24 protein-coding genes, 1 tRNA gene and 8 pseudogenes are annotated in these 21202 nt (G+C 32.8%); 6 read left to right on the top strand and 27 right to left on the bottom strand.

Features of this window, described 5'->3' with window-relative positions:
* Positions 1–26: 26 nt before the first annotated feature.
* The 8 genes from PL321_RS19365 to PL321_RS01215 all read right to left on the bottom strand — a co-directional run bounded on the left by PL321_RS19365 (position 27) and on the right by PL321_RS01215 (position 5451).
* Complete coding sequence (locus PL321_RS19365; RefSeq protein ID WP_337960915.1) at positions 27–182, bottom strand: hypothetical protein; 156 nt, start codon at positions 180–182, stop codon at positions 27–29.
* Positions 179–841 carry a carbohydrate ABC transporter permease gene (locus PL321_RS01185; RefSeq protein ID WP_337960916.1) on the bottom strand — a complete coding sequence of 221 codons (663 nt, stop codon included), beginning with the start codon at positions 839–841 and terminating at the stop codon, positions 179–181. The genes PL321_RS19365 and PL321_RS01185 overlap by 4 nt, the downstream gene beginning before the upstream one ends.
* Positions 838–1752 carry a carbohydrate ABC transporter permease gene (locus PL321_RS01190; RefSeq protein ID WP_273963194.1) on the bottom strand — a complete coding sequence of 305 codons (915 nt, stop codon included), beginning with the start codon at positions 1750–1752 and terminating at the stop codon, positions 838–840. The genes PL321_RS01185 and PL321_RS01190 overlap by 4 nt, the downstream gene beginning before the upstream one ends.
* 70 nt (positions 1753–1822) lie before the next feature.
* On the bottom strand, positions 1823–2965 hold the full coding sequence (locus PL321_RS01195) for an ABC transporter substrate-binding protein (protein ID WP_273963195.1): 1143 nt from the start codon (positions 2963–2965) through the stop codon (positions 1823–1825).
* Between the two features lie 450 nt (positions 2966–3415).
* Positions 3416–4435, bottom strand: a complete 1020-nt coding sequence (locus PL321_RS01200) for a hypothetical protein (protein ID WP_273963196.1) — start codon at positions 4433–4435, stop codon at positions 3416–3418.
* 2 nt (positions 4436–4437) lie between these two features.
* A complete protein-coding gene (locus PL321_RS01205) occupies positions 4438–4983 on the bottom strand; it encodes a hypothetical protein (RefSeq protein ID WP_273963197.1) in 546 nt (181 codons plus the stop codon).
* Positions 4980–5291 carry a hypothetical protein gene (locus PL321_RS01210; RefSeq protein ID WP_273963198.1) on the bottom strand — a complete coding sequence of 104 codons (312 nt, stop codon included), beginning with the start codon at positions 5289–5291 and terminating at the stop codon, positions 4980–4982. Before PL321_RS01210 ends, PL321_RS01205 begins: the two co-directional genes overlap by 4 nt.
* Positions 5292–5313: 22 nt before the next feature.
* Positions 5314–5451 (bottom strand): hypothetical protein, encoded by a 138-nt coding sequence (locus PL321_RS01215; RefSeq protein ID WP_273963199.1) that lies wholly within the window; start codon positions 5449–5451, stop codon positions 5314–5316.
* A 388-nt stretch (positions 5452–5839) separates the two neighbouring features.
* Here PL321_RS01215 and PL321_RS01220 point away from each other — a divergent pair, with 388 nt between their 5' ends.
* The 5 genes from PL321_RS01220 (at position 5840) to PL321_RS01240 (ending at position 8080) form a co-directional block, all read left to right on the top strand.
* Complete coding sequence (locus tag PL321_RS01220) at positions 5840–6031, top strand: hypothetical protein (protein WP_273963200.1); 192 nt, start codon at positions 5840–5842, stop codon at positions 6029–6031.
* An 11-nt stretch (positions 6032–6042) separates the two neighbouring features.
* Positions 6043–6207, top strand: coding sequence for a coiled-coil domain-containing protein (locus tag PL321_RS01225; RefSeq protein WP_273963201.1), 165 nt, complete (start codon positions 6043–6045; stop codon positions 6205–6207).
* Positions 6208–6341: 134 nt separating this feature from the next.
* On the top strand, positions 6342–6797 hold the full coding sequence (locus tag PL321_RS01230) for a C40 family peptidase (protein ID WP_273963202.1): 456 nt from the start codon (positions 6342–6344) through the stop codon (positions 6795–6797).
* Positions 6798–7007: 210 nt separating this feature from the next.
* Complete coding sequence (locus tag PL321_RS20700; protein WP_443110716.1) at positions 7008–7169, top strand: transposase family protein; 162 nt, start codon at positions 7008–7010, stop codon at positions 7167–7169.
* On the top strand, positions 7142–8080 hold the full coding sequence (locus PL321_RS01240; RefSeq protein WP_337961026.1) for an ISL3 family transposase: 939 nt from the start codon (positions 7142–7144) through the stop codon (positions 8078–8080). Before PL321_RS20700 ends, PL321_RS01240 begins: the two co-directional genes overlap by 28 nt.
* Positions 8081–8317: 237 nt before the next feature.
* On the opposite strand, the gene PL321_RS01245 is transcribed toward PL321_RS01240, so the two are convergent.
* The 4 genes from PL321_RS01245 to PL321_RS01260 all read right to left on the bottom strand — a co-directional run bounded on the left by PL321_RS01245 (position 8318) and on the right by PL321_RS01260 (position 10105).
* A complete protein-coding gene (locus PL321_RS01245) occupies positions 8318–8818 on the bottom strand; it encodes an HD-GYP domain-containing protein (protein ID WP_443110717.1) in 501 nt (166 codons plus the stop codon).
* A 17-nt stretch (positions 8819–8835) separates the two neighbouring features.
* Complete coding sequence (locus PL321_RS01250) at positions 8836–9090, bottom strand: HD-GYP domain-containing protein (RefSeq protein WP_273963203.1); 255 nt, start codon at positions 9088–9090, stop codon at positions 8836–8838.
* Positions 9075–9377: a hypothetical protein gene (locus PL321_RS01255; protein WP_273963204.1), complete on the bottom strand. Its 303-nt coding sequence runs from the start codon at positions 9375–9377 to the stop codon at positions 9075–9077. The genes PL321_RS01250 and PL321_RS01255 overlap by 16 nt, the downstream gene beginning before the upstream one ends.
* A 98-nt stretch (positions 9378–9475) precedes the next feature.
* Positions 9476–10105, bottom strand: a complete 630-nt coding sequence (locus tag PL321_RS01260; protein WP_273963205.1) for a hypothetical protein — start codon at positions 10103–10105, stop codon at positions 9476–9478.
* A gap of 145 nt (positions 10106–10250) precedes the next feature.
* Here PL321_RS01260 and PL321_RS01265 point away from each other — a divergent pair.
* A tRNA-Gly gene (locus PL321_RS01265) sits at positions 10251–10324 on the top strand.
* Here PL321_RS01265 and PL321_RS20705 read toward each other — a convergent pair.
* From PL321_RS20705 to PL321_RS01335, 15 genes and pseudogenes are all read right to left on the bottom strand, one after another.
* A pseudogene (locus PL321_RS20705) lies at positions 10293–10708 on the bottom strand (class D sortase). The gene PL321_RS01265 and the pseudogene PL321_RS20705 sit on opposite strands and share 32 nt — an antisense overlap.
* 37 nt (positions 10709–10745) lie before the next feature.
* A complete protein-coding gene (locus PL321_RS01275) occupies positions 10746–10871 on the bottom strand; it encodes a hypothetical protein (protein WP_273963207.1) in 126 nt (41 codons plus the stop codon).
* 44 nt (positions 10872–10915) lie between these two features.
* Positions 10916–11831 (bottom strand): annotated as a pseudogene (gene glsA / locus PL321_RS01280) (glutaminase A).
* 75 nt (positions 11832–11906) lie between these two features.
* Positions 11907–12594 (bottom strand): annotated as a pseudogene (locus PL321_RS01285) (triphosphoribosyl-dephospho-CoA synthase); the annotation flags it as partial.
* 143 nt (positions 12595–12737) lie between these two features.
* Positions 12738–13132 (bottom strand): annotated as a pseudogene (locus PL321_RS20710) (citrate lyase holo-[acyl-carrier protein] synthase).
* A 38-nt stretch (positions 13133–13170) separates the two neighbouring features.
* Positions 13171–13761, bottom strand: coding sequence for an adenylyltransferase/cytidyltransferase family protein (locus tag PL321_RS01295; RefSeq protein WP_273963210.1), 591 nt, complete (start codon positions 13759–13761; stop codon positions 13171–13173).
* Complete coding sequence (locus tag PL321_RS01300; RefSeq protein WP_273963211.1) at positions 13758–13964, bottom strand: hypothetical protein; 207 nt, start codon at positions 13962–13964, stop codon at positions 13758–13760. Before PL321_RS01300 ends, PL321_RS01295 begins: the two co-directional genes overlap by 4 nt.
* Positions 13965–14195: 231 nt before the next feature.
* Positions 14196–15735: pseudogene (gene citF / locus PL321_RS01305) on the bottom strand (citrate lyase subunit alpha).
* Between the two features lie 4 nt (positions 15736–15739).
* Entirely contained in the window at positions 15740–16195 is a 456-nt protein-coding gene (locus PL321_RS19370; RefSeq protein WP_337960917.1) for an HpcH/HpaI aldolase/citrate lyase family protein, read from the bottom strand.
* A gap of 38 nt (positions 16196–16233) precedes the next feature.
* Entirely contained in the window at positions 16234–16614 is a 381-nt protein-coding gene (locus PL321_RS19375; RefSeq protein WP_337960918.1) for an HpcH/HpaI aldolase/citrate lyase family protein, read from the bottom strand.
* 13 nt (positions 16615–16627) lie between these two features.
* Positions 16628–16888, bottom strand: coding sequence for a citrate lyase acyl carrier protein (citD, locus tag PL321_RS01315; protein ID WP_273963212.1), 261 nt, complete (start codon positions 16886–16888; stop codon positions 16628–16630).
* A 4-nt stretch (positions 16889–16892) separates the two neighbouring features.
* Positions 16893–17453, bottom strand: coding sequence for a Fe-S-containing hydro-lyase (locus PL321_RS01320; RefSeq protein ID WP_273963213.1), 561 nt, complete (start codon positions 17451–17453; stop codon positions 16893–16895).
* Positions 17454–17463: 10 nt separating this feature from the next.
* Positions 17464–18305: pseudogene (locus PL321_RS01325) on the bottom strand (fumarate hydratase).
* 150 nt (positions 18306–18455) lie between these two features.
* Positions 18456–19723, bottom strand: a pseudogene (locus tag PL321_RS01330) (methylaspartate ammonia-lyase).
* Positions 19724–19739: 16 nt separating this feature from the next.
* Positions 19740–21194 (bottom strand): annotated as a pseudogene (locus PL321_RS01335) (methylaspartate mutase subunit E).
* Between the last annotated feature and the right edge of the window lie 8 nt (positions 21195–21202).

Genomic DNA, 21202 nt, shown 5'->3' on the forward strand with positions numbered 1-21202 from the left:
AATATATTCTTTAAAAATTATAATTTTTATTGCTTTAATGAACCAGTCATACCTTGAACAAAATAGTTTTGTAATGTAAAGAAAATTATAATCATTGGTAATGTAGCAATAACTATAGCCAACATTATAGCACCATATTCAGGAAAATAGGCTGAAGACATTGACGAAATAAGTAATGTCATTGTTTTTGTTTGTCTGTTTGCAGTATTATAAGTGGCCAAAGATAAGCATTCCAGCTGGTCATAAAAGAATAAATAGCAGCTGCTGCATAGGTTGATTTCATAGAGGGAACAACAATGGATGTAAATATTTTAAACTCACCTGCACCGTCCACTCTTGCAGCCTGTATTATTTCTTTTGGAAAGCTTTTAAAGCTCTGTCTAAAGAAAAATATTATAAATACAGATGCAAGCGATGTAAGAATTAATCCTGCGTGGGTATTTAAAAGTTTCAGTTTAACTATTAATCTAAATAGAGGTATCATAAGGGCTGCAAAGGGAACCATCATTGATAAAAGTATTACAGCATAGGTCTTTTCTCTGACTTTTGAAGGATAGAATTCAAATCCATATGCTGCCATAGATGATATTGCTAAAGATCCAATTACTGTAAGTACAGATATCTTTATTGAATTAAAAAATATTCTCTTTACATCATATTGACTAAATAGTATTTTAGCATTGTTTAACAGATGATTTCCAAAGGTCATTTTCCCCTTTATAACATCAACTGGAGAATTTGTCATACCTACTATCATCCAATAAAAAGGAAAGACAGAAATAATAAACATTACAATCAAAAATAAATAAATTAAAATGCGTGATATTCTTATCTTCTTCATTCTTTATCACCTGCCACTTTAAACTGAATAAAGGTCAATATTGCAACTATAAAAACGATAACATATGCTATCGTAGCAGCGTAACCAAAGTTTGGCATATACTTGAAACATAGGTTGTAAATATAAACCGATAATGTAAGTAAAGAATTACCTGGACCTGTTGTGGCACCAGTTACACCACCTTGAGAAAGGTTCATTGGTTCATCAAATAGTTGAAGAGTACCTATTGTAGACATAATTGTTGTAAAAACTATTATCGGTTTTAACATTGGAATTGTTATGTGAAAAAATTGTTGTATTTTGCTTGCACCATCAATTTCAGCTGCTTCATACAATTCATCTGGAACACTTTGAAGTCCAGATAGATAAAAAACCATATTATAACCTGTCCAACGCCAAGTCATAGCAATTATTACAGTTACCTTTGCCCAAAAGGGATCCATTAACCAAGGAATTGGTTGTTTAATTATATTAAGTCTCATAAGTCCAGCATTTATGAAACCATCGGCACTAAACATCATTTTGAATAAAATAGTATATGCTACAAGGGATGTTACTGCTGGTAAAAATATACCGGTTCTAAATAAACCTCTAAACTTTATAGTCTTGTCATTTAAAATTGCTGCTAAGACTAAAGCTAATAACAGCATAATAGGAACCTGTATAATCAAAAATGCAAAGGTATTTTTTAGTGCCTTAAGGAACATTTCATCTTTAACTAATCTTGTATAGTTACCAAAACCCACAAACTTCTGTACTATTCCTTTAGATGACATAGTAGATAAGATAAGAGAATAAACTATAGGATAAAACATAAATACTATTAACAAAATAACTGCAATAGATATAAATAGCCAACCATATCTATCAAGTGTCTTCTCATAGGATTTTGATGTTTTTCTAAGTTGCATTAAATACACCTCACTTTGAAAAAGAGGAATAATACACTAATTACGCATTATTCCTCTTTTAATTAAATATTTACTTTCCTATCTGATTCTTCAATTGTTCTTCTGCCTTCTTTAATGCATCTTCTACTGTAATCTTTCCTGAGTAAACATCTGGCATATTAGCCATTATTGCAGCATCTGCTTCATAAGTATAAAGACCAAAGTCAACAGAAGGTATGTTCTTCATCCAATTTGAAAGGTCAGTAAATACCTTTTGGCCTCCAAAGAACTCATCCTCTTTTGAATATGCATCACCAGTTGCCGCTGGTAAATATGAACCCATTGCTCCTCTTTCTACTAATATCTTTTGATAGAAATCGTTATCTGAAGCATATATTTTATTTAAGAAGTCTATAGCAATATCTTTTCCCTTAGTTCCTTCAAGTACATACCAACTTGAACCACCAAGGTTTGAAGCATTAACAGAACCTGAAACATTTAATCTTGGAGTTGGTGCAACTGCCCACTTTCCTGATTGAGTAGCTTCTGCCTTAATTGAACCTATAATCCAAACTCCTGTTACTACAGATGCAGTATCTCCTTTATTGAAGGCTGCAACCCATTCATTCCATCCACTTGTCTTCTTAATTATATCAGCATCTACTATAGCCTTATAGGTTTTAACTGCTTCCTTAAGTGCTTCATTGTTCGCTATATTAACATTTCCATTCTTATCAAAATACCATTGTCCTGCAGATTGAAGCATTATTCTCATTAATCCACCATCGTCAAGTCCAAAACCAAGCATTGCTTTTCCAGTTGCCTTCTTTACGTTTTTCCCTATTTCTATAAACTTGTCCCAAGTGATATTATTTAAATCCTCTGGTTTATATCCTGCTTGTTCAAGTAGGTCCTTTCTATAGAAGAAACCTGAAACACCAGAATCAAAGGGTACTCCATATACCTTCCCATTTACTGTCATAAGACCAACTTTGTAATTTGCAAACTTGCTGTGATCAATTTTGCCTGTTAAATCTGCAAAGGCTCCTGGATATGATTTTAAATATTTTTGAGCATTGTAATCCTCTATTAAAACTATATCTGGAAGACCATCCTTTACGCCTGATGCAAGCATTGTATGTAGTTTTTGTTCAAGATCTGCCTTTGCCATATCAACTATTTCAATTTCAACCTTTGGATTATCCTTTGTATATCTTGCTTTGGCTTCATTCATTATTGCAATGTTGAAATTGGGGTCCCAAGCCCAAATTGTTATTTTCCCTGATTTTTCTGCTGGCTTATTATCTTGTCCACTTGTTTGTTGTGTTTTGGAACATCCTGCAAAAATAGAAACAAAGAGACTAAGAATTAATAGAATGGATAAGCTTTTTTCTTCAACTTCTTCTCCCCTCTTTTTAAAAGTTTTTTAGAAAACCTTTTCTAAAATTATTTTATTATAGTTTATAGAATATTACAACAATATTTTGAAATTTCTTAATTATTTTATTAAAAAAGAAAGTAATTTATTTATAAAAAATTTGTGATTCTAATAAAGAATCACAAAGGCTGTTATAAAAGATGCTCCGATTATAAAATTTCCCCTTGAAAGGATTTCAATAAGGAGTGCCATAAATCCTTCAAGGGGATAATTAAATCGTACTATTTACCACTATTTCTTAATAATTTATCTTATAACAAAAATTGCAACTTCTCCGTGCTTTAATATTACATCCTTTTCTTCTTTTTCTTCCTTCTTAAAGTCCCTAAATATTGATCTAATTGAAGTTATATTGCATCCAAGAGCCTTTTCTATATCGTCCTTTGTTATCTTAACTGAATCTTCGAAGTCTAAATTTCCTGCAACAAGCAGTATTTCTCCATTTACTTTAAATGCAGTCGAGAGTATACCTTCTTTATCAAATCTACATTTTACGTAGTTATTTATATCTGTTATATAATCAAGATACTCTTTTCTTATCTCTGCCACATCTACTAATATATTTATTATTTCATCATTCTCACTGTTTTCCCAGTGTAATGCATATTTATCAAAGAAGGCAAGTTTTCCGTATAATGGGTCCTTCTTATCAAGTAAAAATCTATTTTCTTCCTTAGCATCAAGGCCTAAATTCATAGGTTGTTTTTCTAAGATTTCAAAACCTGATGTTATAAATGGAACACCATTAGGTAAAAAGGCATTCATAACAGCAACAAATTTTGAAAACTTCTTTCCTCCAAGTCTTGAGGCTGCTCTTGGAGTATCTGGAGTTTCAGCTGCTGCAAATATAGGTGCCTTCAGATTTTCCATATCCTCTACAAGTTTATTAAACTTACCCTTATAAAATCTTGGTTCTTCAGCCCAAGCTGTTCCTATTATCATATTGTAGTTTGCTTCTCTTGCCGCTTTATCGCCCTTATTATCTAAAACCTCAGCAATAAAGCAGAAATCTTCATCAAACTCCCTTGGATTCTTTAAGATCATTTCTTCTAATTCCTTTGGCAGTGCGTGTCCCATATCAATACGTGCACCATCTATACCATACTTTCTTTGATAGCTTGGTATGATATCTGCTATTCTCTCCCACAATTCCACGTTCTTTTGTTTTCCTTGGAATATATTTGATTTAATAATATCAAACAATATATATGGAGGTTGATTTTCATCTACATACTTTGCAGATTCCTCAGGATTGTCTAAATACAATCTTAAAAAGTAACATCTGTCCAAGGTGGTTGTGGGTCATTTATGCAATCCGAAAAAGCAGGGGCTGTAGTTATACCAAACTCTTCTTGTATTAAATCAAAGAAGTCTAAACTACTGTCCTTTAAGCATCTTTCCTTTATACTGTTCCACTTCTTTTCATCAATTACATTTGGTGCATTGCAGAATTTTTTAATATGTTTTTTAACACTTTCACTTGCATAAACCTTTGGTAAATTTTCTACCGATGGCTTGTCTCCTGCCCTTATTCCTTCTACATAAGGTGGTGCATATGTGTCAAGCTCCTCTAATTTTACCCAATAGAACCACTCAGGATGTTCAAATATTAGATCACTATCCCTTGCAGAGGTTCTTGGTATAATATCTATCATAATTCTTATACCTAAAATATGACAAGCTTCTACCAACCCTTTAAATTCTTCATCAATTGTAATATCTTCTCCAAGCATTGGATCCTTTAAAGTTGGATCAAGTTCAAAGAAATTTTTAACTGCATAGGGTGAACCCATTTCTCCCTTTTTGTATCTCATACTATTTTTGATATTGGAAGAAGATATATAGCATCAATCCCCATTTTCTTAAGGTGTGGAAGAAGTGCTATAGTTTTTAAGAACGTACCTGTATCTTTAAGTCCAAACTTATTTGTAAGCTCAAGGGAGCCACTGCCATCGTGGTCATAGGCACTTGATGTTCTTATTTGCATACCGTACACATTTGCTTTCTTTATCCAGTCTCCACCTATGTATCCATCCCATTTTTTAGTTTGAACTAATTTTGATAGAGGCTTACTATAATCCTTTTCTCCATTGTAATAAGGTAATATTGTCTTTTTATACACTCACTATAAAATTCATAGGGATTTACTTCAATTGTCCCATTTTTTCGTTTAAATTTTTGTAGCCAAAAGAGTTCCAAATAGCAGGCACTTTAAATTGAATTTCTTTTCCCTTTTCTATGTTTTCCTCAAGCCTATTTAATATTTTTAATAAACTGCTCATAATATGCCTCCTTATATTTGTTCAAACGATTGCACGATTATATTATAAATTATTTCATTAAATAAAACAACCTATTTGTTAGAAAAATATTATTTTTATAAATAAATTAATCATCATTATACTATGTCAATTTTTTAGATAAGCTGTATTAAATTCTTTATATGCAGGAATTTTTGTAAAAATTTTTCTTTATTTTTTATACCAATTAACTTTAAAAAATGTTATAATTTAAGTGGTGATAAAGGGGTATAGTATGAAACTAAAGAAAATCGCTTTAGCTTTGTCTTTATTTTTGTTTTAAGTACAAGCCTATCCTATGCAAATCCTATAGAAGAAAAAAGCAGTTAGAACAAAAGCTTAAGGAAACCAAAAAGAATATAACGAAGTTATGGAGGAAATAGGACAAATAGAATCAAAAATAGAAGAGATAGATGCAGAAGCCTATGAAATAAGCCTTGAGATAAAGAAAAATAATGATGAAATTAAAAAAATTAATGATGAAATTATTAAAAAACAAGAAGAAATTGAAAAGGCTCAACTTGAATTTGAAAACAGAAAAAAACAGCTGATGAAAGAATAAAAAATATGTATATGAATGGTGCTGAAAACTATATAGAGTTAATATTAGGGTTTACAAGTTTCAGCGATCTACTTTCAAGAATTGAAATGGTTAAAACTGTGATACAATTCGACTTAAATGCACTAGATGAAATTAACAAGGGAATTCAAGAGTTAAATAACAAAAACAAGAATTAGAACTTTCAAAATCAAAAATTGAAGAATTAAAGTATCAGAATGAAGAAAAATTAAAGGTTGTAAATCAAAAGAAAATAGAACAACAAAAATTAATCTCTCAATTAGAGAATAAGAAGAAACAGTACGCTGATCAAATGAAAAAATATCAGGCAAGAATATATCAGTTGTACAATCAAATAAACGGTAATTCTAATAAAGGTTCTACTTCAAGAGGAAGTATTACTGCATCTTCAAACGAAATAGTATCATTTGCCTTAAGATTTTTAGGAACTCCATATGTATGGGGAGGAAATACTCCTTCAGGTTTTGACTGTTCTGGCTACGTTAAATATGTTTATGCTCACTTTGGTATAAATCTTCCAAGAAGAGCCTCTGAACAAGCAACAGTGGGACAAACTGTTAGTCTAAGTGAGGCACAACCAGGTGATCTGGTATTCTTCTACAGCCCAATAAGCCACGTTGGAATATATTTAGGAGATGGAATGTTTGTACACGCACCCAGAACAGGTGATGTTGTAAAGATCTCACCACTTACTGGAAGAAAACTGACATTAATAAAGCGTGGTTCTATAATAAATGTTGGGGCGTAGACCCAGCATATTTTTTACAAAAAATATGTGCACCTGATTAGACACCTGGTAAAATTAAAATAACCAAACAAAAACCTTACCTGAAAGGAGGCATCCATCAAGTGCACACTAATAATTCTATCAAAAATTTATTAGGTTTTAAAGATGTTATTATAAAAAGATTATTCATAATGACACGTACATTGAGATATACTTAGAAACTAAGAAAAAATTTGTACTTGCCCTAATTGTAATTCCAAAGTTACAAGAGTTCACGATTATAGAATTCAGCGTATTAAAGACATACCCTTATTCTTTAAACATACTTTTATCATTCTTAAAAAACGTAGATATCGTTGTAATGCCTGCGGCAAAAATTTTATGAACATATAGAATTTTTACCTCGTTATCATAGAATAACTAATAGATTAGCTATGTTTGTAATTTATGAATTATCTAATGAATATAGTATGACATCAGTTGCTAGAAAAACTAATCTATCTATCGATACTATAAAACGTATTTTTGATAATGTATCTTACTCTTCTCCTACTAATTTACCTAAAATAATATCTATAGATGAATTTAAAGGTAACTCTGGTGGTTCTAAATATCATTGTGCAATAGTCGATCCTGTTAATCATAAAATACTAGACATTATTAAAGATAGAAAAGAGCATATTCTTATAGATTATTTTAGAAAAATTAAAAATCGCGATAGCGTTACACACTTTATTTGTGATATGTGGCAACCCTATATTGATTTAGCTAAAACTTATTTCAAAAATGCTGTAATTGTTATAGATAAATTTCACTATATTAGACAAGTCATATGGGCAGTAGAAGCGGTAAGAAAACGTATCCAAAGAGAACTATCAATTAAATTAAGAAAATACTTTAAAAGAAGTAAAAAGCTTATTTTAAAAAGATATGGCTTACTTGATACAGATTCAAAGTTAGCTTTACAAGTTATGTTTTCTTATAATAGTGAATTAGCAATTGCCCACACTTTAAAGGAAAAGTTATTGAGTATTATTGATGCTTCACCTTCTTCTAACGAAGCTCGTGTCCTCTTAAAAGATTGGATTAAACTTGCACAAAATAGTGGTATCAATGAATTGAAAAGATGTGCAAATACCTATATCAGATATTTTAATGAGATTTGTAATTCTTTTGATATTCCTTATACAAATGCTTGTATAGAAGGATTTAATAATAAAATCAAAGTTATTAAAAGAATAGCCTTCGGCTATAGAAATTTTGATAGATTCAGGAATAGAATTCTTCATTGTTGTAATAAATAATCTGTTAAATATTGTATTTTAGGAAATCCAACTATCGTTGGTCTTTTTGTCGTGCAATTTTTTAAGGGTAAACTCCCCTCATCCTATCTATCTTGCTAAAATCATTATCAAATAAGAAAGGACAGGCATTCTAATCTAATGCCCGCCCCAACTATTGACAAAGAGCCCATTTTAAACAACAAAAGTGCCATATCTATGGCACTTTTGTTAATCTATAAATTTAAAATATGATTCCACTTACACTATTACGTTTACAATAGTTATATTAGTCTGCTTTGCTAAATCAATTTCAATAGGCTGAATAGAGTTACCCTTCTCATCATAGATAATTCTTACTACTGGTTTATCTGGTAATCCCTTATTATGTTTTACTACAAACCCTTCAAGCCCGTTTGACAGCTTTACACATACACCTAAAGGATAAATGGAAAAATTATTTTTAAATATCTTTACAAGTTCAACATCAAAAAAAGTTCCGCTTCCACCTAATATAAATTCATAGGCCTCATTTGCTAAGAATCCCTTTCTATAAACCCTGTCGCTTACAATTGCATCATAAACATCACTAATACAGCCTATTCTTGCAAACATTGATATATTTTCTCCTTTAAGCTTATTGGGATACCCTGAACCATCATATCTTTCGTGATGTTCAAGTACAACTAACTTACCTCTTTCATTTATATAGTTTATATTTTTTACAATTTCATATCCATAGACTGTATGCTTTTTCATTATTTCAAATTCTTCTTCTGTTAGTCTTCCTTTTTATTTAAAATCTCTGTTGGAATTTTAGTTTTACCTATATCGTGAAGTAGTGCACCCATTCCTAAATCTAAAAGCATATTTCTTGTATAATTAAGATTAACGCCAAAGAACAGGGCCAATACACAGGTATTCAAAGAATGAATAAAAGTATAGTTATCAAAGGTTTTAAGCTCTAATAAATAAGTTGAGTTTATATCCTTGTTATCTAATAGATACTCAACAATATTCAATATAGTATCCATTGTGTTTCTAACTTCATTGACACTGTTATATTGGAGTTTTGAAAAACTGTAGATACTGATTTTACAGCCTGCGATTTAAGCTGCAAAAATTCAGCATCCTGACTTTTAATGTCCTCTAAATGTGCATCCTTTATATATAAAAACTCAACTCCTATATTTTTTAACCTTTTTATATAAGTATCAGTTAATATTACGCCCTCTCTTAATAAAATTGCACCATCTGAACCTAATATGCTTTGTGCTATCTCATCTCCTGGTTTAACTCTTTCTATGTTGACTAATCTCATTAATCTACACCTCAATACAAATTTTGACACAACTTTATTTTAATTTTTTTACAATTAAAATCAATATTAAAAAATAAAAATTTTGTAAAATACAAATATTATGATGCTTGATTAATAAAATGTAATTCTCTTAACAATCTTGGTTCAAAATTAGGTACTTGATAATTTTTAATAAAATCCAATGTACCCTCAAAATCACTTGTTAAATCCATCCTTTTTTCCATAAGTTCGTGTTTTATAACCTCGTTAAAATAATTCATATATGAAAAATAATCTCTTCTTTCCTTTGAAAACTCACTATATCCATCTTTACATAATTCTATTACTTCTCTGCATAAGTAAAGGTTACAGGGATGTGGACGAAGTTTAAACTCTATTTTACATCCATTTTCTTGCCAAAATGGGCACAATCTAAAAAATAGCTTTGTATCAAAGTCTATATCTTGTTTTAAATTTGATTTTTTATATCCTTCTTCATCAAAATATCCTCTAACTTCTAAAAAATAATTACTTTTATATACATTTTCTTTTGTACTTAGCTCCCTTATAAAGTCTTCTCTTCCTAAAGATATAATATTTTTTATATCCATTAAAGTGTATTTAGGATAATACCAACAGCATCCCCTATTTTTGTTTATATATGACTTAGATTCTATAAATCCATCACATCTTCCACACAAGCTGCATCTAAACAAAGGTATATTATCCTCAAAATGATATATTAACATAGAACCCCTCCTCAAAAATACTCAAATTTATATAAAATTAAAAGCACTTTTGAGATTTACCCAATAAAAACATATAGTTCTCTGAATTTTTAATATTTTTAAAATTGATTATAATTGTAAATTATGGTTATAATATTAATGTGATGCAGGTATAGCTCAATGGCAGAGCTCCAGCTTCCCAAGCTGGCTATGCGGGTTCGATTCCCGTTACCTGCTCCATTTTATTTTTGAGTTCTGCTACAACTATTAACCTCTGTTTATTACTATACAAAGGATGGCAGGTTATCAATGTAACAAGGGATTTACCTTCAACAGGGTTTAAAACTTCAACTTTATCAGGTGTTACTATTTTTTCTCTATAACCTTAAAGAAATACTCCTCATCCTTTGTTTTTATTTTTAATTCATCCCCAACATCAAGTTCATCAAGTCTGTGGAAAAATCCTCCTGTATAGTGTGCCCTATGTCCTGCAATACAATAATTGCTGCTATTTGCTCCTAAGGGCCCTGTTCCTTCAATATGACCTGCGGCGTTTTTTAAGCTCTCCTCTGTTGCTCCCTCAACTATAGGTATTATTAAATCAATTTTTGGTATTTCAAGCACACCTATTGGATTTTTAGCATTATATTTATTTTCCTTTTTAGCATCTTTTTTCTAAATCGTTTGGAAGTATTGTACTTTTAACTCCATTAACCGTCTCAATCAATGCCTGTCTTTCTCTATATGAAACATACTGTACTATACCGGTAAAAACAAGTATTAGCACTCCTAACGTAATTAAAAAACTCCTATTTTTTCATCTACTTCCCCTTAGAATATACTTAAATCAAGCTCTTTAGACAGCTCCTCTAAAACCTTAAGACCTGCTATGCTGTTGCCTTTTTATTTAGTGCAGGTCCAAAGACACCTATTCCCATTCTGTTTGGAACAGCTGCAAGTATTCCGCCGCCAACTCCACTTTTACCAGGTATACCAACCTTAACTGCGAACTCACCTGATTCATCATACATTCCACAGGTCACCATTATGGTTTTTACTATTCGTGCATAATGAGCTGGGATTATTCTTTCTCCACTCCAGGGTAAAAGCCCATTATTAGCAAGCATTGCTGCTATCCTTGCTATATCTTTACAGGTAACCTCCATAGAACATTGCATAAAATATGCATCTAAAATGTCTTCGACATCACCATCAATAACACCTGTGCTTTTCATATAGTATGCAAGAGCTCTGTTCCTATGACCTGTCTCTTTTTCCGATTTAAAAACGTCATAATTTATGTTAATATCCTTATTCCCTGTTATTCGTCTTGTAAACTTAAGTATTCTCTCTATCTTCTTTTCTGAGCTTTCTCCATAAATTAGTGAGGTGGTTGCAATTGCTCCTGAGTTTATCATTGGATTTAATGGTTTTTGTGGATTTCTTGTTTCAAGCGAGCTTATAGAATTAAATGTATCTGCTGTAGGTTCCATATCTATTTTTTCAAATACTTTTTCTGGTCCATTATCTAATAATGCAAGCATTAATGTTACAACCTTTGAAATACTTTGCATTGTAAACTTTACATTGTAGTCTCCCTCGCCATACTCTTCACCATCCAGAGTGACTACATATATTCCTAAATGGTTTTTATCTGCCTTAGATAGTTCTGGAATATAAGTAGCTACTTCTCCCTCCTGTGTATATTTTTATTGTGATTTATTATTGATGAAAGTAAAATTTGCATACTCATTCCTCCATATCTCTTCAATCGTATAAATAAAATAAGTTGCTGCAAGTAAATCTGCACATCCACCAGGACTTATATTCCTCTTTTAAATTCATTATCCATTTTTAAAATATACTCAACGCCCTCTTTTGTTGCCATTCCTCCAAGCTCTAAGGCAATTTTAGAATGGTTTTTTACAAACTCTAAGCCATCAATTGAAGCACGATGAACAACCGTAGTATCGTCAACAACAGACATAAGAGAAAGTAGTGTATTAACCAGCACATCATTTATGCTTAACTCTTTATTAAATTTCTCAAGCGTAGGCAGTGCATAATTTAAAATAGATTTAAGTCCTTCCTCAACTTCACCGCGAATTCCTGTTAAACCGTATTGCTTGTAAATTCTCTGTCCGTTTGTAATATCATTTTGTGTATTTAATTTGTTTAATTCTTTATCGACAATACCCTTAGTAATTTCACTAACTATTTCAGAAATAGTAAATCTATTAATAGTTTTATTTTTACGATATAAAACTCCACACCCTGCACATATAACACCCAATAAAAAATTAATCCCTTATGTGTATTTACTCCGTCTGTTGCACTAAACATATCTTTTTCTGCCATAATCCCTATTGGCCTTAAATTAGATAGGACATTTTCTGTGTAAAAATTCCTACTTTTGTAAATTCCGCAAAATAAGGTGCTATAGCAGCTGAACTTTTTATAAAGGTTACATAACTCATATCCTTATGTGAACCATTTGAAATTGGAGTTACAAGCCCTGGCTTAGGGTGTGTTGAAACCTCAAGTAAGGTAGCCTCTAATGCTGTCTGGGCTACTTTTTTATAAACTTCTCCCTATTTGTCATAATTATCTCCATATTCCTTTATCAATATATTTACTTTATCTAAAACCTCTGTTAAACTATGTCTTCTTTTACAATACATTCCCTTGCAGCATTTCCACAAACAATACATTTTCTTTCTTGTATATCAAGCTCGCCCCTACTTATTGGAACACCATCATTATTATATATATCGATATCAAATATTCTTCCTAAAGGATGTTCTGACTCAATTTTTATACTTTTTTCTTTAATTCTAAAGCTGGCAAATCAATAATTAAAAGTAAACTTTCCCCATCATATCCAAATGCATATTTTTCTAATTTAATAAACTCCTTAAACTCTTTGTATATTTCCTCCTTTAATATACTAAAGGCTCTTTTAGCATATTGCGTATTCTTGTCTGTACCTGGATAGTTTATTTTTGCACACAGTACAGTACCTAATTCTAATTTAATTAGCTTTAACACTTCTTCATATCTTTTTTCTCTGTCCTCTAAAACCTTTATCAATGTGGTAAATCTCTCCTTTTTATATTCTCTATTATTTTTTTACCCTCTTGTGTTTTTAAAAAGTCATAGGTAACTTGTGGTACTAAACTCTCAACCTCACTTAATCTATCGTGCTTTAAAAGCTCCCTTACAATGGATGCGCTAACTGCCCTTCCATCCTTTGTCATCCTTTCAACTAAGCAAACTTCAACTCCATATTTAGGAAGAACACTTAACATAGTTTTATTATATTCATTTGTTACATCGCAATAGGGTTCAGTACCAACATATCTCTTATTTATATTAAAAAACTTTGCTATATACATACCAAAGATTGTCGCATCCAGCTTAGTATAAATACTAAGTTTATCGTCCTTTTTCCTTAAAAAATATGAAGGAAAAGTATTTGAGGAAATAATATATCTACCACCCTTTATAACTGTAACGTTTTTTAGATGACTGCAACCAAGCTTCACTAAGTTAAATCTTATATCCGTTGGAAAAGATGACCTATCCTCCTCCACAACAAATACAATAACCTCTTCATTTTCCTTAGCTGCTGTTTCAATTAAATAAAGATGTCCAAACGTAAAGGGATTGCAATTCACAACAAGTGCTGCCCTTTTTTACCTGCATCAACACCACTTAGCTTTAACATATTCATAAGGTACCTATTTACATCCGAAGTACCACCCTCAAGAAGTACAACAGAATCGGACTTTGCAACCTCTTTAAAACCCAGTGATTTAAATATAGTTTCATTTTTTTCTAAAGTAAAGACAAAATATTCATATATCCCTTTATCAAACATTCTATTTTGTATTTTAGTAATAAGAGAGGAGGCAAGCCCCTCCCCTATATTCTTCCTTTATCCCAAAGCATTTAATTACATTTTTGAATAGGAGCAGGTTCCTATCACTACCCCATCTTCAAAACAGCACAAAGTCTCATCTACATCGTTTTCCAACTCTAATCCAATGGCCTTTAAAAATCCTCTGCCAAGTGTTTTTCAAAATCCATCAAAAATCTAAATTCCATACTATCATTCCTTTACCTTTTTAACTACATCAATCACAGTACCATCTCTATATTCTACTACAGCTACAACTTTATCATCAAACTCTATTTTTTCTGGAGTTCCTACCATATTTTCTGCAAGTGTTTTTAGCTCTTCTATTGTCATTATTGGTAGATTTCTATCCTTAAGTTTTTCAATCAAGTCCTGTCTTTTTGGATTTACTGCTATTCCTCTTTCTGTTACTATTACATCAACAGTTTCTCCAGGAGTTGTAACTGTTGTAACCTTGTCAACTACAATTGGGAGCCTTCCCTTCAAAAGCTTTGTTACTACAATTGCAAGCTTTGAACCTGCTGCAGTATCACTGTGTCCTCCTGAACCTCCCATAATAACTCCATCAGAACCAGTTGTTACATTTACATTGAAGTTTACATCTATTTCAGTTGCACCAAGTATCATTACATCTAACCTGTTAACAACTGCTCCTTTGTTGTGTGGATTCCCATATAGTGATGCAGACATTCCTTGGTGTGCAATATTTCTTCTATAGGATTCAACAGCCTTAAGGTCAAAACATTGAACATCAAATAGTGCTTCAAATAGGCCTTCTTCAAACATATCTACTATATAGCCAGTAATTCCACCTGCTGCAAAGCTTCCCTTTATACCATTTTTCTTCATTGCATCTCTAACATACTTTGCAACTGCAAGGGATATACCTCCTGCACCAGTTTGAAATGAAAAGCCATCCTTTAAAAGTCCTGAAGCTTCGATAACTTCAGTGGCCATCTTAGCAATCTTAAGTCCAACTGGATCTTTAGTTATCTTTGTAGTACCTGAAACTATTCCTTTTGGATCTCCTATTGAATCAACCTTAACAACAAAATCTACGTATTCTTGGCTTATTTCAATAGGACAAGCTGGGAAAGGTACTAAATTATCGGTTATTGCAACTACTCTTTGTGCATACATTGCATCTGGTATTGCATATCCTAAGCTACCGCAGGTTGATGGTCCATATACGCCATTTATGTTGCCATATTCATCGCAGGTTGGGGCTGCAATAAAGGCTATGTCTATCTTTAAATCTCCTGATTCTATAGCCCTTGCTCTTCCTCCGTGGGTGTGCATTATAGCAGGATATTTTAAAAGTCCCCTTGATACTGCTTCTGCTACAGGTCCAGACATATAATTCGCATAAATACCTGTTACTACTCCATTTTTTATATGCTCTACAAGTGGTGCGTGAACTGGGAATATTGAACTTGCTGCAACCTTTATATCCTTTAATCCCATCTTTGCTATTTCTTCCATCACCATATTAAGAACATAATCACCGTTTCTTAAATGGTGGTGAAAGGATACTGTCATACCGTCCTTTATTTCGCATTTTTTAAGTGCCTCTTTTATTGACTCAACAAGTTTTACATCTGAGGGTGCAACACATTTAACGGAAACTTGTTTTTGTTTTTATTCCAAGATTATTAAAGGCTCCGCTAAAGGGCTTAACCTCTCCATAACCTTCTATGTATTCTGGTAAAACTCTTCCTAAAATATTTTCCATAAAATCACTCCCTTATGATACCTGCAAGTTTAGCTTTTAATAAAATGTTTTCTGCCCTTTGAATAATTGGTGCATCCACCATCTTTCCATCAAGTGAGAAAACACCTTTACCTTCCTTTAGTGCCTCTTCTTTAGCCTTTAAAACCCTCTTTGCATACATTATCTCTTCCATAGAAGGTGAGAAGACATCGTGTATATAATCAATCTGTCTTGGATTTATTGCTGCCTTCCCTGTCATACCAATTGCCTTTGCTCTCTTTGTATCTTCTATAAGGCCCTCAACATCATTCACATCAGCAAAGGGAGTATCTATTGCATCTATTTTATATGCCCTACATATTGAAGCTACTCTATTTCTTGCATAGAATATTTCGTTTCCCTCTCTTGTTCTCTTTATTCCCATATCTGCTGTTAAATCCTCAGCACCCAGAAGAACCCCTACATTTCTCTTTGATGCCAATATTGTATCTCTTATATTTTCAAGTCCTATAGCAGTCTCTACAAGAGGAAAAGCTTAATTGAACCTAATTTAAATCCTTCTTCCCTTTCTATTATAGATAGAATTTCATCTATCTCTTCAATATCTTCACTGGTAGCCTTTGGTACAAGTATTGCATCAGGTTTAACCCTTGCAATAACATTTAAATCATCATATCCAAAATCACTTTGGATAGAATTTATTCTAACAATAACTTCACATCCTAAGAAATCAAGAGTTGATAGGGCATTTCTAACAAGCATCCTTGCTGCATCCTTTTCATCTATTGATACAGCATCCTCTAAATCTAATATAACACTATCAGCCCCAAGTATTGAAGCATTCTGTATCATACCAGGATTATTACCTGGCATAAAAAGCATTGTTCTTCTAAGTTTCATTCTAAACACCTCGCTACATTGCTCTTCTTATTGCAGTTTCAACTCGTGCCTTAATAGTATAGTCAAGGGCTCCTCTATCCTTTGCAATAACCTTAGCATTCTCAACCTTAAGTTCCTTTAAAGTCTCCTCTATTACTTCCTTTATCCTCTTACCAAACTGTTTCATTACTATACTCTCAAGTTCTATCTCATTTCCATTGTCATTAGGAAAAACCATAATGAATATGTCATTTGATTCTAAGCTTCCTGCCTTTGCTGGATTTATAATCTTCATATTATCACCTACTCAATAGATTTTTATATTCCTGCTGTCCTATTTCATAATAGTTGTTTCCCTCTGCATCAATAACTACTATTAAAGGTAAATCCTCAACATACAGCCTTCTTATAGCCTCAGCTCCTAAATCTTCGTAGGCTACAAGCTCCGATTCTTTAACGCATTTTGCAGTTAATGCTGCAGCTCCTCCAATTGCTGCGAAATAAACTGCCTTATTTTTCTTCATTGATTCAACAACCTCTTGGCTTCTTTTGCCCTTTCCTATCATACCCTTTAAGCCTTTATCTAAAAGTGCAGGGGTATATGGATCCATTCTATAGCTTGTGGTAGGCCCTGCTGAACCTATAGGCATACCCTCTTTAGCTGGAGTTGGTCCAACATAATAAACTATTTGTCCTTCAACTTTAAAGGGTAAATCTTCTCCCTTTTCAATAAGCTCTACAAGTCTTTTGTGGGCTGCATCGCGCGCAGTATAAATATACCCTGTCAAAAGTACACTATCTCCAGCTTTTAGATTTTCTATACATTCATTTGTTAATGGTGTTGTAATTCTCTTTTGCATTTTACCCCTCCTAAATAACGGCCTCTTTATGTCTTGTTGCGTGACAGTTTATATTAACTGCAACTGGTAGGCCTGCAATATGAGTTGCATAGACTTCAATATTAACACCAAGGCAGGTTGTAAGTCCTCCAAACCCCTGTGGTCCGATACCAAGCTTGTTTATTTCATCTAAAAGTTCCTTTTCTAATTTAGCATAATATGGATTTTTATTTTCTTCATCTATACTTCTAAGTAGAGCCTTTTAGCAAGGAAAGCTGCCTTTTCAAATGTTCCTCCTATTCCTATTCCAACAACTATTGGTGGGCAGGGATTTGGGCCTGCTTCCTTCACTGTCTCAAGAACAAATTTCTTAACTCCCTCTACACCATCAGCTGGCTTTAACATTTTTAGTTTGCTCATATTTTCACTTCCAAAACCCTTTGGTGCAACTGTAATCTTTATTTTATCTCCTGGTACTATGTTATAGTGAATAATAGCTGGAGTATTGTCCTTTGTATTTACCCTATCAAGAGGATCCTTTACAACTGACTTTCTAAGATATCCTTCAATATATCCTTGTCTTACTCCTTCATTTACTGCATCTTCAAGGTTTCCACCAACTATATGAACATCCTGTCCTATTTCCATAAAAACAACTGCCATACCTGTATCTTGGCACATTGGCATTTGTTCCTTCTCTGCTATTTCACTGTTGTTTATTAATATATCAAGTATCTCTTTACCTAACTTAGAAGTTTCCTTCTCTTTAAATTCATAAAACTTATTTTTTATATCTTCACCTAAATAATAGTTTGCATCCATACAAAGTTTTTTAATAGTTTCCGTTATTTTAGAAATGTGAACTTCTCTCATAATATTCCTCCTAAATGTTTAATAGGGCTACCCTCAAAACTATCTATTTGTAAGTTTTGGTGCCATGAACCATCATGGCACCACATAACTTAAATAAATATTAATAACAATTTGAAAAATCGTTTTGAGCTAGCCCTTTATATTACTTTGTTATTGCTGCTTCTCTTTTAAATTTATTCTTTCTCTTGCCTTTGCTAAAGTTATAACTCTGTTCATTTCGTTATACACTATCATAAAACCTTCATCAACACCCATACCTGGTTTTGCAAGGCATTGGTCAGCTCCACACGCTATTGCAATATTTGTACAGATTTGTGCTGAACGATCTGTTTCATTACAAGTTCCTCCACAGTATGCTCCAACGCCGTGCTTTTTGCAGTATAGAATTGATTCAACAATGTTGTTTATACCACCTAAGTCTGGAGTCTTTATTTGTATCATATCAGCTGCTTCTTCATCAACAAATAGCTTTATATCTTCCCAAGTGTTGCACCATTCATCTGCTACTATTTCAACACCTATGTTTCTCTTCTTTAATTCTTGTCTTAGTTCCTTTAATGCCTTTAGCTGTCCTTCTCTATTTTCAACGTCCATCGGTCCTTCTATTCTTAATTTAAATGGAGCTGCTATCTTTTCAAGTTCTCCAAGATATTCAGCCATCTTTTGTGTGTCGTTATTAAAGGCAATACCTATAGTACCATAAACATCTATGTGTAGAACTGGTGCATATCCTTCTTCTGTTCTTAGATGCTTTATTCTATCTCTAAGCCAAGCTACATAATCCTTTAGAAGTTCTCCGTTTCTTCCAAGCTTTTCATCAACATTGTTTATAAGACCGTGTGGTAGAACATCTGCTCCCTTTATTATCATCTTATCAACATTATTGTATCTATCATCTCCTGATTGAGTAAATATAGGAACTCTCTTCATTTCTCCCTTAATGTTATACTCTTCCTTTATTACTTCTGCCATTGTTAGCTTCCTTACCTTTGAAACAGCATCAAGTATTGCCTGTGTAACACCGTATCTTATAGCTGTATGAAGCCTTTTTCCGTTAACTTCCATAGAATCTATCTCTTCTGCAAGTTCCTTAAATCTTGTTACTTCTCTTCCTATTAACTTTGGAGCAATTTCCTTCTCTATTACTGGAATAAAATCCTCTGCTAAGAATAGTGGATCTCTACCACCTGCACCTGAGTATTGAACAGCTGCACAATCACCATATGCAATTTGACCATCTTCAAGAATTAGCATTACTGAAATTGATTCTCCTGCCTGTCTTATCTTCTTAAATCCTTCTGTTACTGGCTCTCCAACATAGGTAAATCCGTCGTGCTTTGCTCCCTTTTAATTGCTCTTTGGTCATCAAAGAAAAATCCTGTTCTACCTGCTGAACAAATTACATCTATTATTCTCATTTTAAATCTCCCCTAATTATCTCATATTTTCTGGTCTTCCAACTAAAACACCTTTTCCTACTGCAAAGATATCATCAACCGCCATTTGGAAGCTTACTGGTCTTCCTTCATATTTTGCTCTTTCTTCAAGAAGCTGTCTATTAAAGTCCTTTATTTCCTTTGTAAATGGTATGTTACCAAATTCTAAAAATCTTACTGCACCATTATTATCTCTTGCTGGTATTATTTGACCTGCATTGTACTTGCTTGGTGCAAAGGTATATCTAAAACTCCTGCTTCAAAGGCCTTAACTGTACCTACTGCTAAGTCACCATTTCCAAGTTCAAATACTTTGTCAAGTATACACTTAGTTTCTGCCTTTATAAGTTCAATTTCTGCCTTTAATTCCTTTGATTCTGGAAGTCTTTGACCTCTTAAAAGGTTTAATGTTTGCTTAGTTGCCTTAATTCCTGCTGCATTTGCTTCCTTAGTTGGTATACCAACAGCTTCGTGTGGAGTCTTAACTATAACCTTTGTTGCTCCTGCAAGTGCCGCTGTAGCTGAACCCCAAGAAATTACACCAAAGGCCTTTGATTCGTCGTGTGGGAATCCACCCATCCATTGATGGAATACTGTTGTTAAGTAAACATCATATCCATACATCTTAAAGTATTCTTCTGCCTGTTCAACAAGTGCTCTTATTGCTGCAACGTCTTGTATTAGGTTACCACATTGTCCATATCCTAATGTTAAGTTCTTTACACCTTGTTCTGCTGCAAGAAGTCCTTCTATTATAGCAACAGCATTTGATATACTTGGTGGAACAAGAGTTCCTGTAAGTGGACCAAATGATTCACGATTAAGTTCAATTCCCATTTCTTCATACATACCAACTAATCTATCACAATATTGCCAGTCTCTTATGGTTTTTTCAACTGAAACACTCTTTGCATATGGTATATTGTAGGAAATTCCTCCACCTTCATTTGATGTCCAACCTGAAGCGTGTATAATTTCTGAAAGAAGCCTTGCATCTGGTGTACCGTGTCTTGCCTGTAGTGGTAAATCAACTGCTTCATAAACCTTTCTACAGCCTTCTACTCCATAGTTAACTGCTGGGAATCCATTTAGCATTGAACGTCCAGCCTTCTTACTTTCTTCTATACCAACTTCACATTCATTATATCTATTTTGTCTTGTATAACTATCTATAGTTGATGGAAGAAGGTCAGCTTCTCCTTCATTTTGTAAATATCTTAAAAGGTTGATGTGCTCTTCTACTAATGCAACACCTGCTCTTGGTTGTGCCAGTGTTATTCCATTTTCCTTTGCATATCTTAGTTTTTGCTAAAATGTTTGTGGTCTGGAACCTTCTTTAAGTATTCTGCTGCTTCCTCTAAGTTAAGATTAGCACCAGTTGGCCATTGTCTTAAAACTTCTTCTCTTTGTTTAAAAACTCATCGTGTGTAAGCTTTTTATTTCTTAGTTCCATAAGTTTTC

Origin of the sequence: Caloramator sp. mosi_1 (assembly GCF_028622835.1) — a bacterium.
Lineage (GTDB): Bacteria > Bacillota > Clostridia > Clostridiales > Caloramatoraceae > Thermobrachium.

Coding starts and splice junctions, on each gene's coding strand:
- PL321_RS19365 (WP_337960915.1), bottom strand. CDS start 182: ATGACATTACTTATTTCGTCAATGTCTTCAGCCTATTTTCCTGAATAT.
- PL321_RS01185 (WP_337960916.1), bottom strand. CDS start 841: ATGAAGAAGATAAGAATATCACGCATTTTAATTTATTTATTTTTGATT.
- PL321_RS01190 (WP_273963194.1), bottom strand. CDS start 1,752: ATGCAACTTAGAAAAACATCAAAATCCTATGAGAAGACACTTGATAGA.
- PL321_RS01195 (WP_273963195.1), bottom strand. CDS start 2,965: ATGAATGAAGCCAAAGCAAGATATACAAAGGATAATCCAAAGGTTGAA.
- PL321_RS01205 (WP_273963197.1), bottom strand. CDS start 4,983: ATGAGATACAAAAAGGGAGAAATGGGTTCACCCTATGCAGTTAAAAAT.
- PL321_RS01215 (WP_273963199.1), bottom strand. CDS start 5,451: ATGAGCAGTTTATTAAAAATATTAAATAGGCTTGAGGAAAACATAGAA.
- PL321_RS01220 (WP_273963200.1), top strand. CDS start 5,840: ATGGAGGAAATAGGACAAATAGAATCAAAAATAGAAGAGATAGATGCA.
- PL321_RS01225 (WP_273963201.1), top strand. CDS start 6,043: ATGAATGGTGCTGAAAACTATATAGAGTTAATATTAGGGTTTACAAGT.
- PL321_RS01230 (WP_273963202.1), top strand. CDS start 6,342: ATGAAAAAATATCAGGCAAGAATATATCAGTTGTACAATCAAATAAAC.
- PL321_RS01250 (WP_273963203.1), bottom strand. CDS start 9,090: ATGGATACTATATTGAATATTGTTGAGTATCTATTAGATAACAAGGAT.
- PL321_RS01255 (WP_273963204.1), bottom strand. CDS start 9,377: ATGAGATTAGTCAACATAGAAAGAGTTAAACCAGGAGATGAGATAGCA.
- PL321_RS01260 (WP_273963205.1), bottom strand. CDS start 10,105: ATGTTAATATATCATTTTGAGGATAATATACCTTTGTTTAGATGCAGC.
- PL321_RS01300 (WP_273963211.1), bottom strand. CDS start 13,964: ATGTTTGATAAAGGGATATATGAATATTTTGTCTTTACTTTAGAAAAA.
- PL321_RS19375 (WP_337960918.1), bottom strand. CDS start 16,614: ATGAAACTTAGAAGAACAATGCTTTTTATGCCAGGTAATAATCCTGGT.
- citD (WP_273963212.1), bottom strand. CDS start 16,888: ATGAAGATTATAAATCCAGCAAAGGCAGGAAGCTTAGAATCAAATGAC.
- PL321_RS01320 (WP_273963213.1), bottom strand. CDS start 17,453: ATGCAAAAGAGAATTACAACACCATTAACAAATGAATGTATAGAAAAT.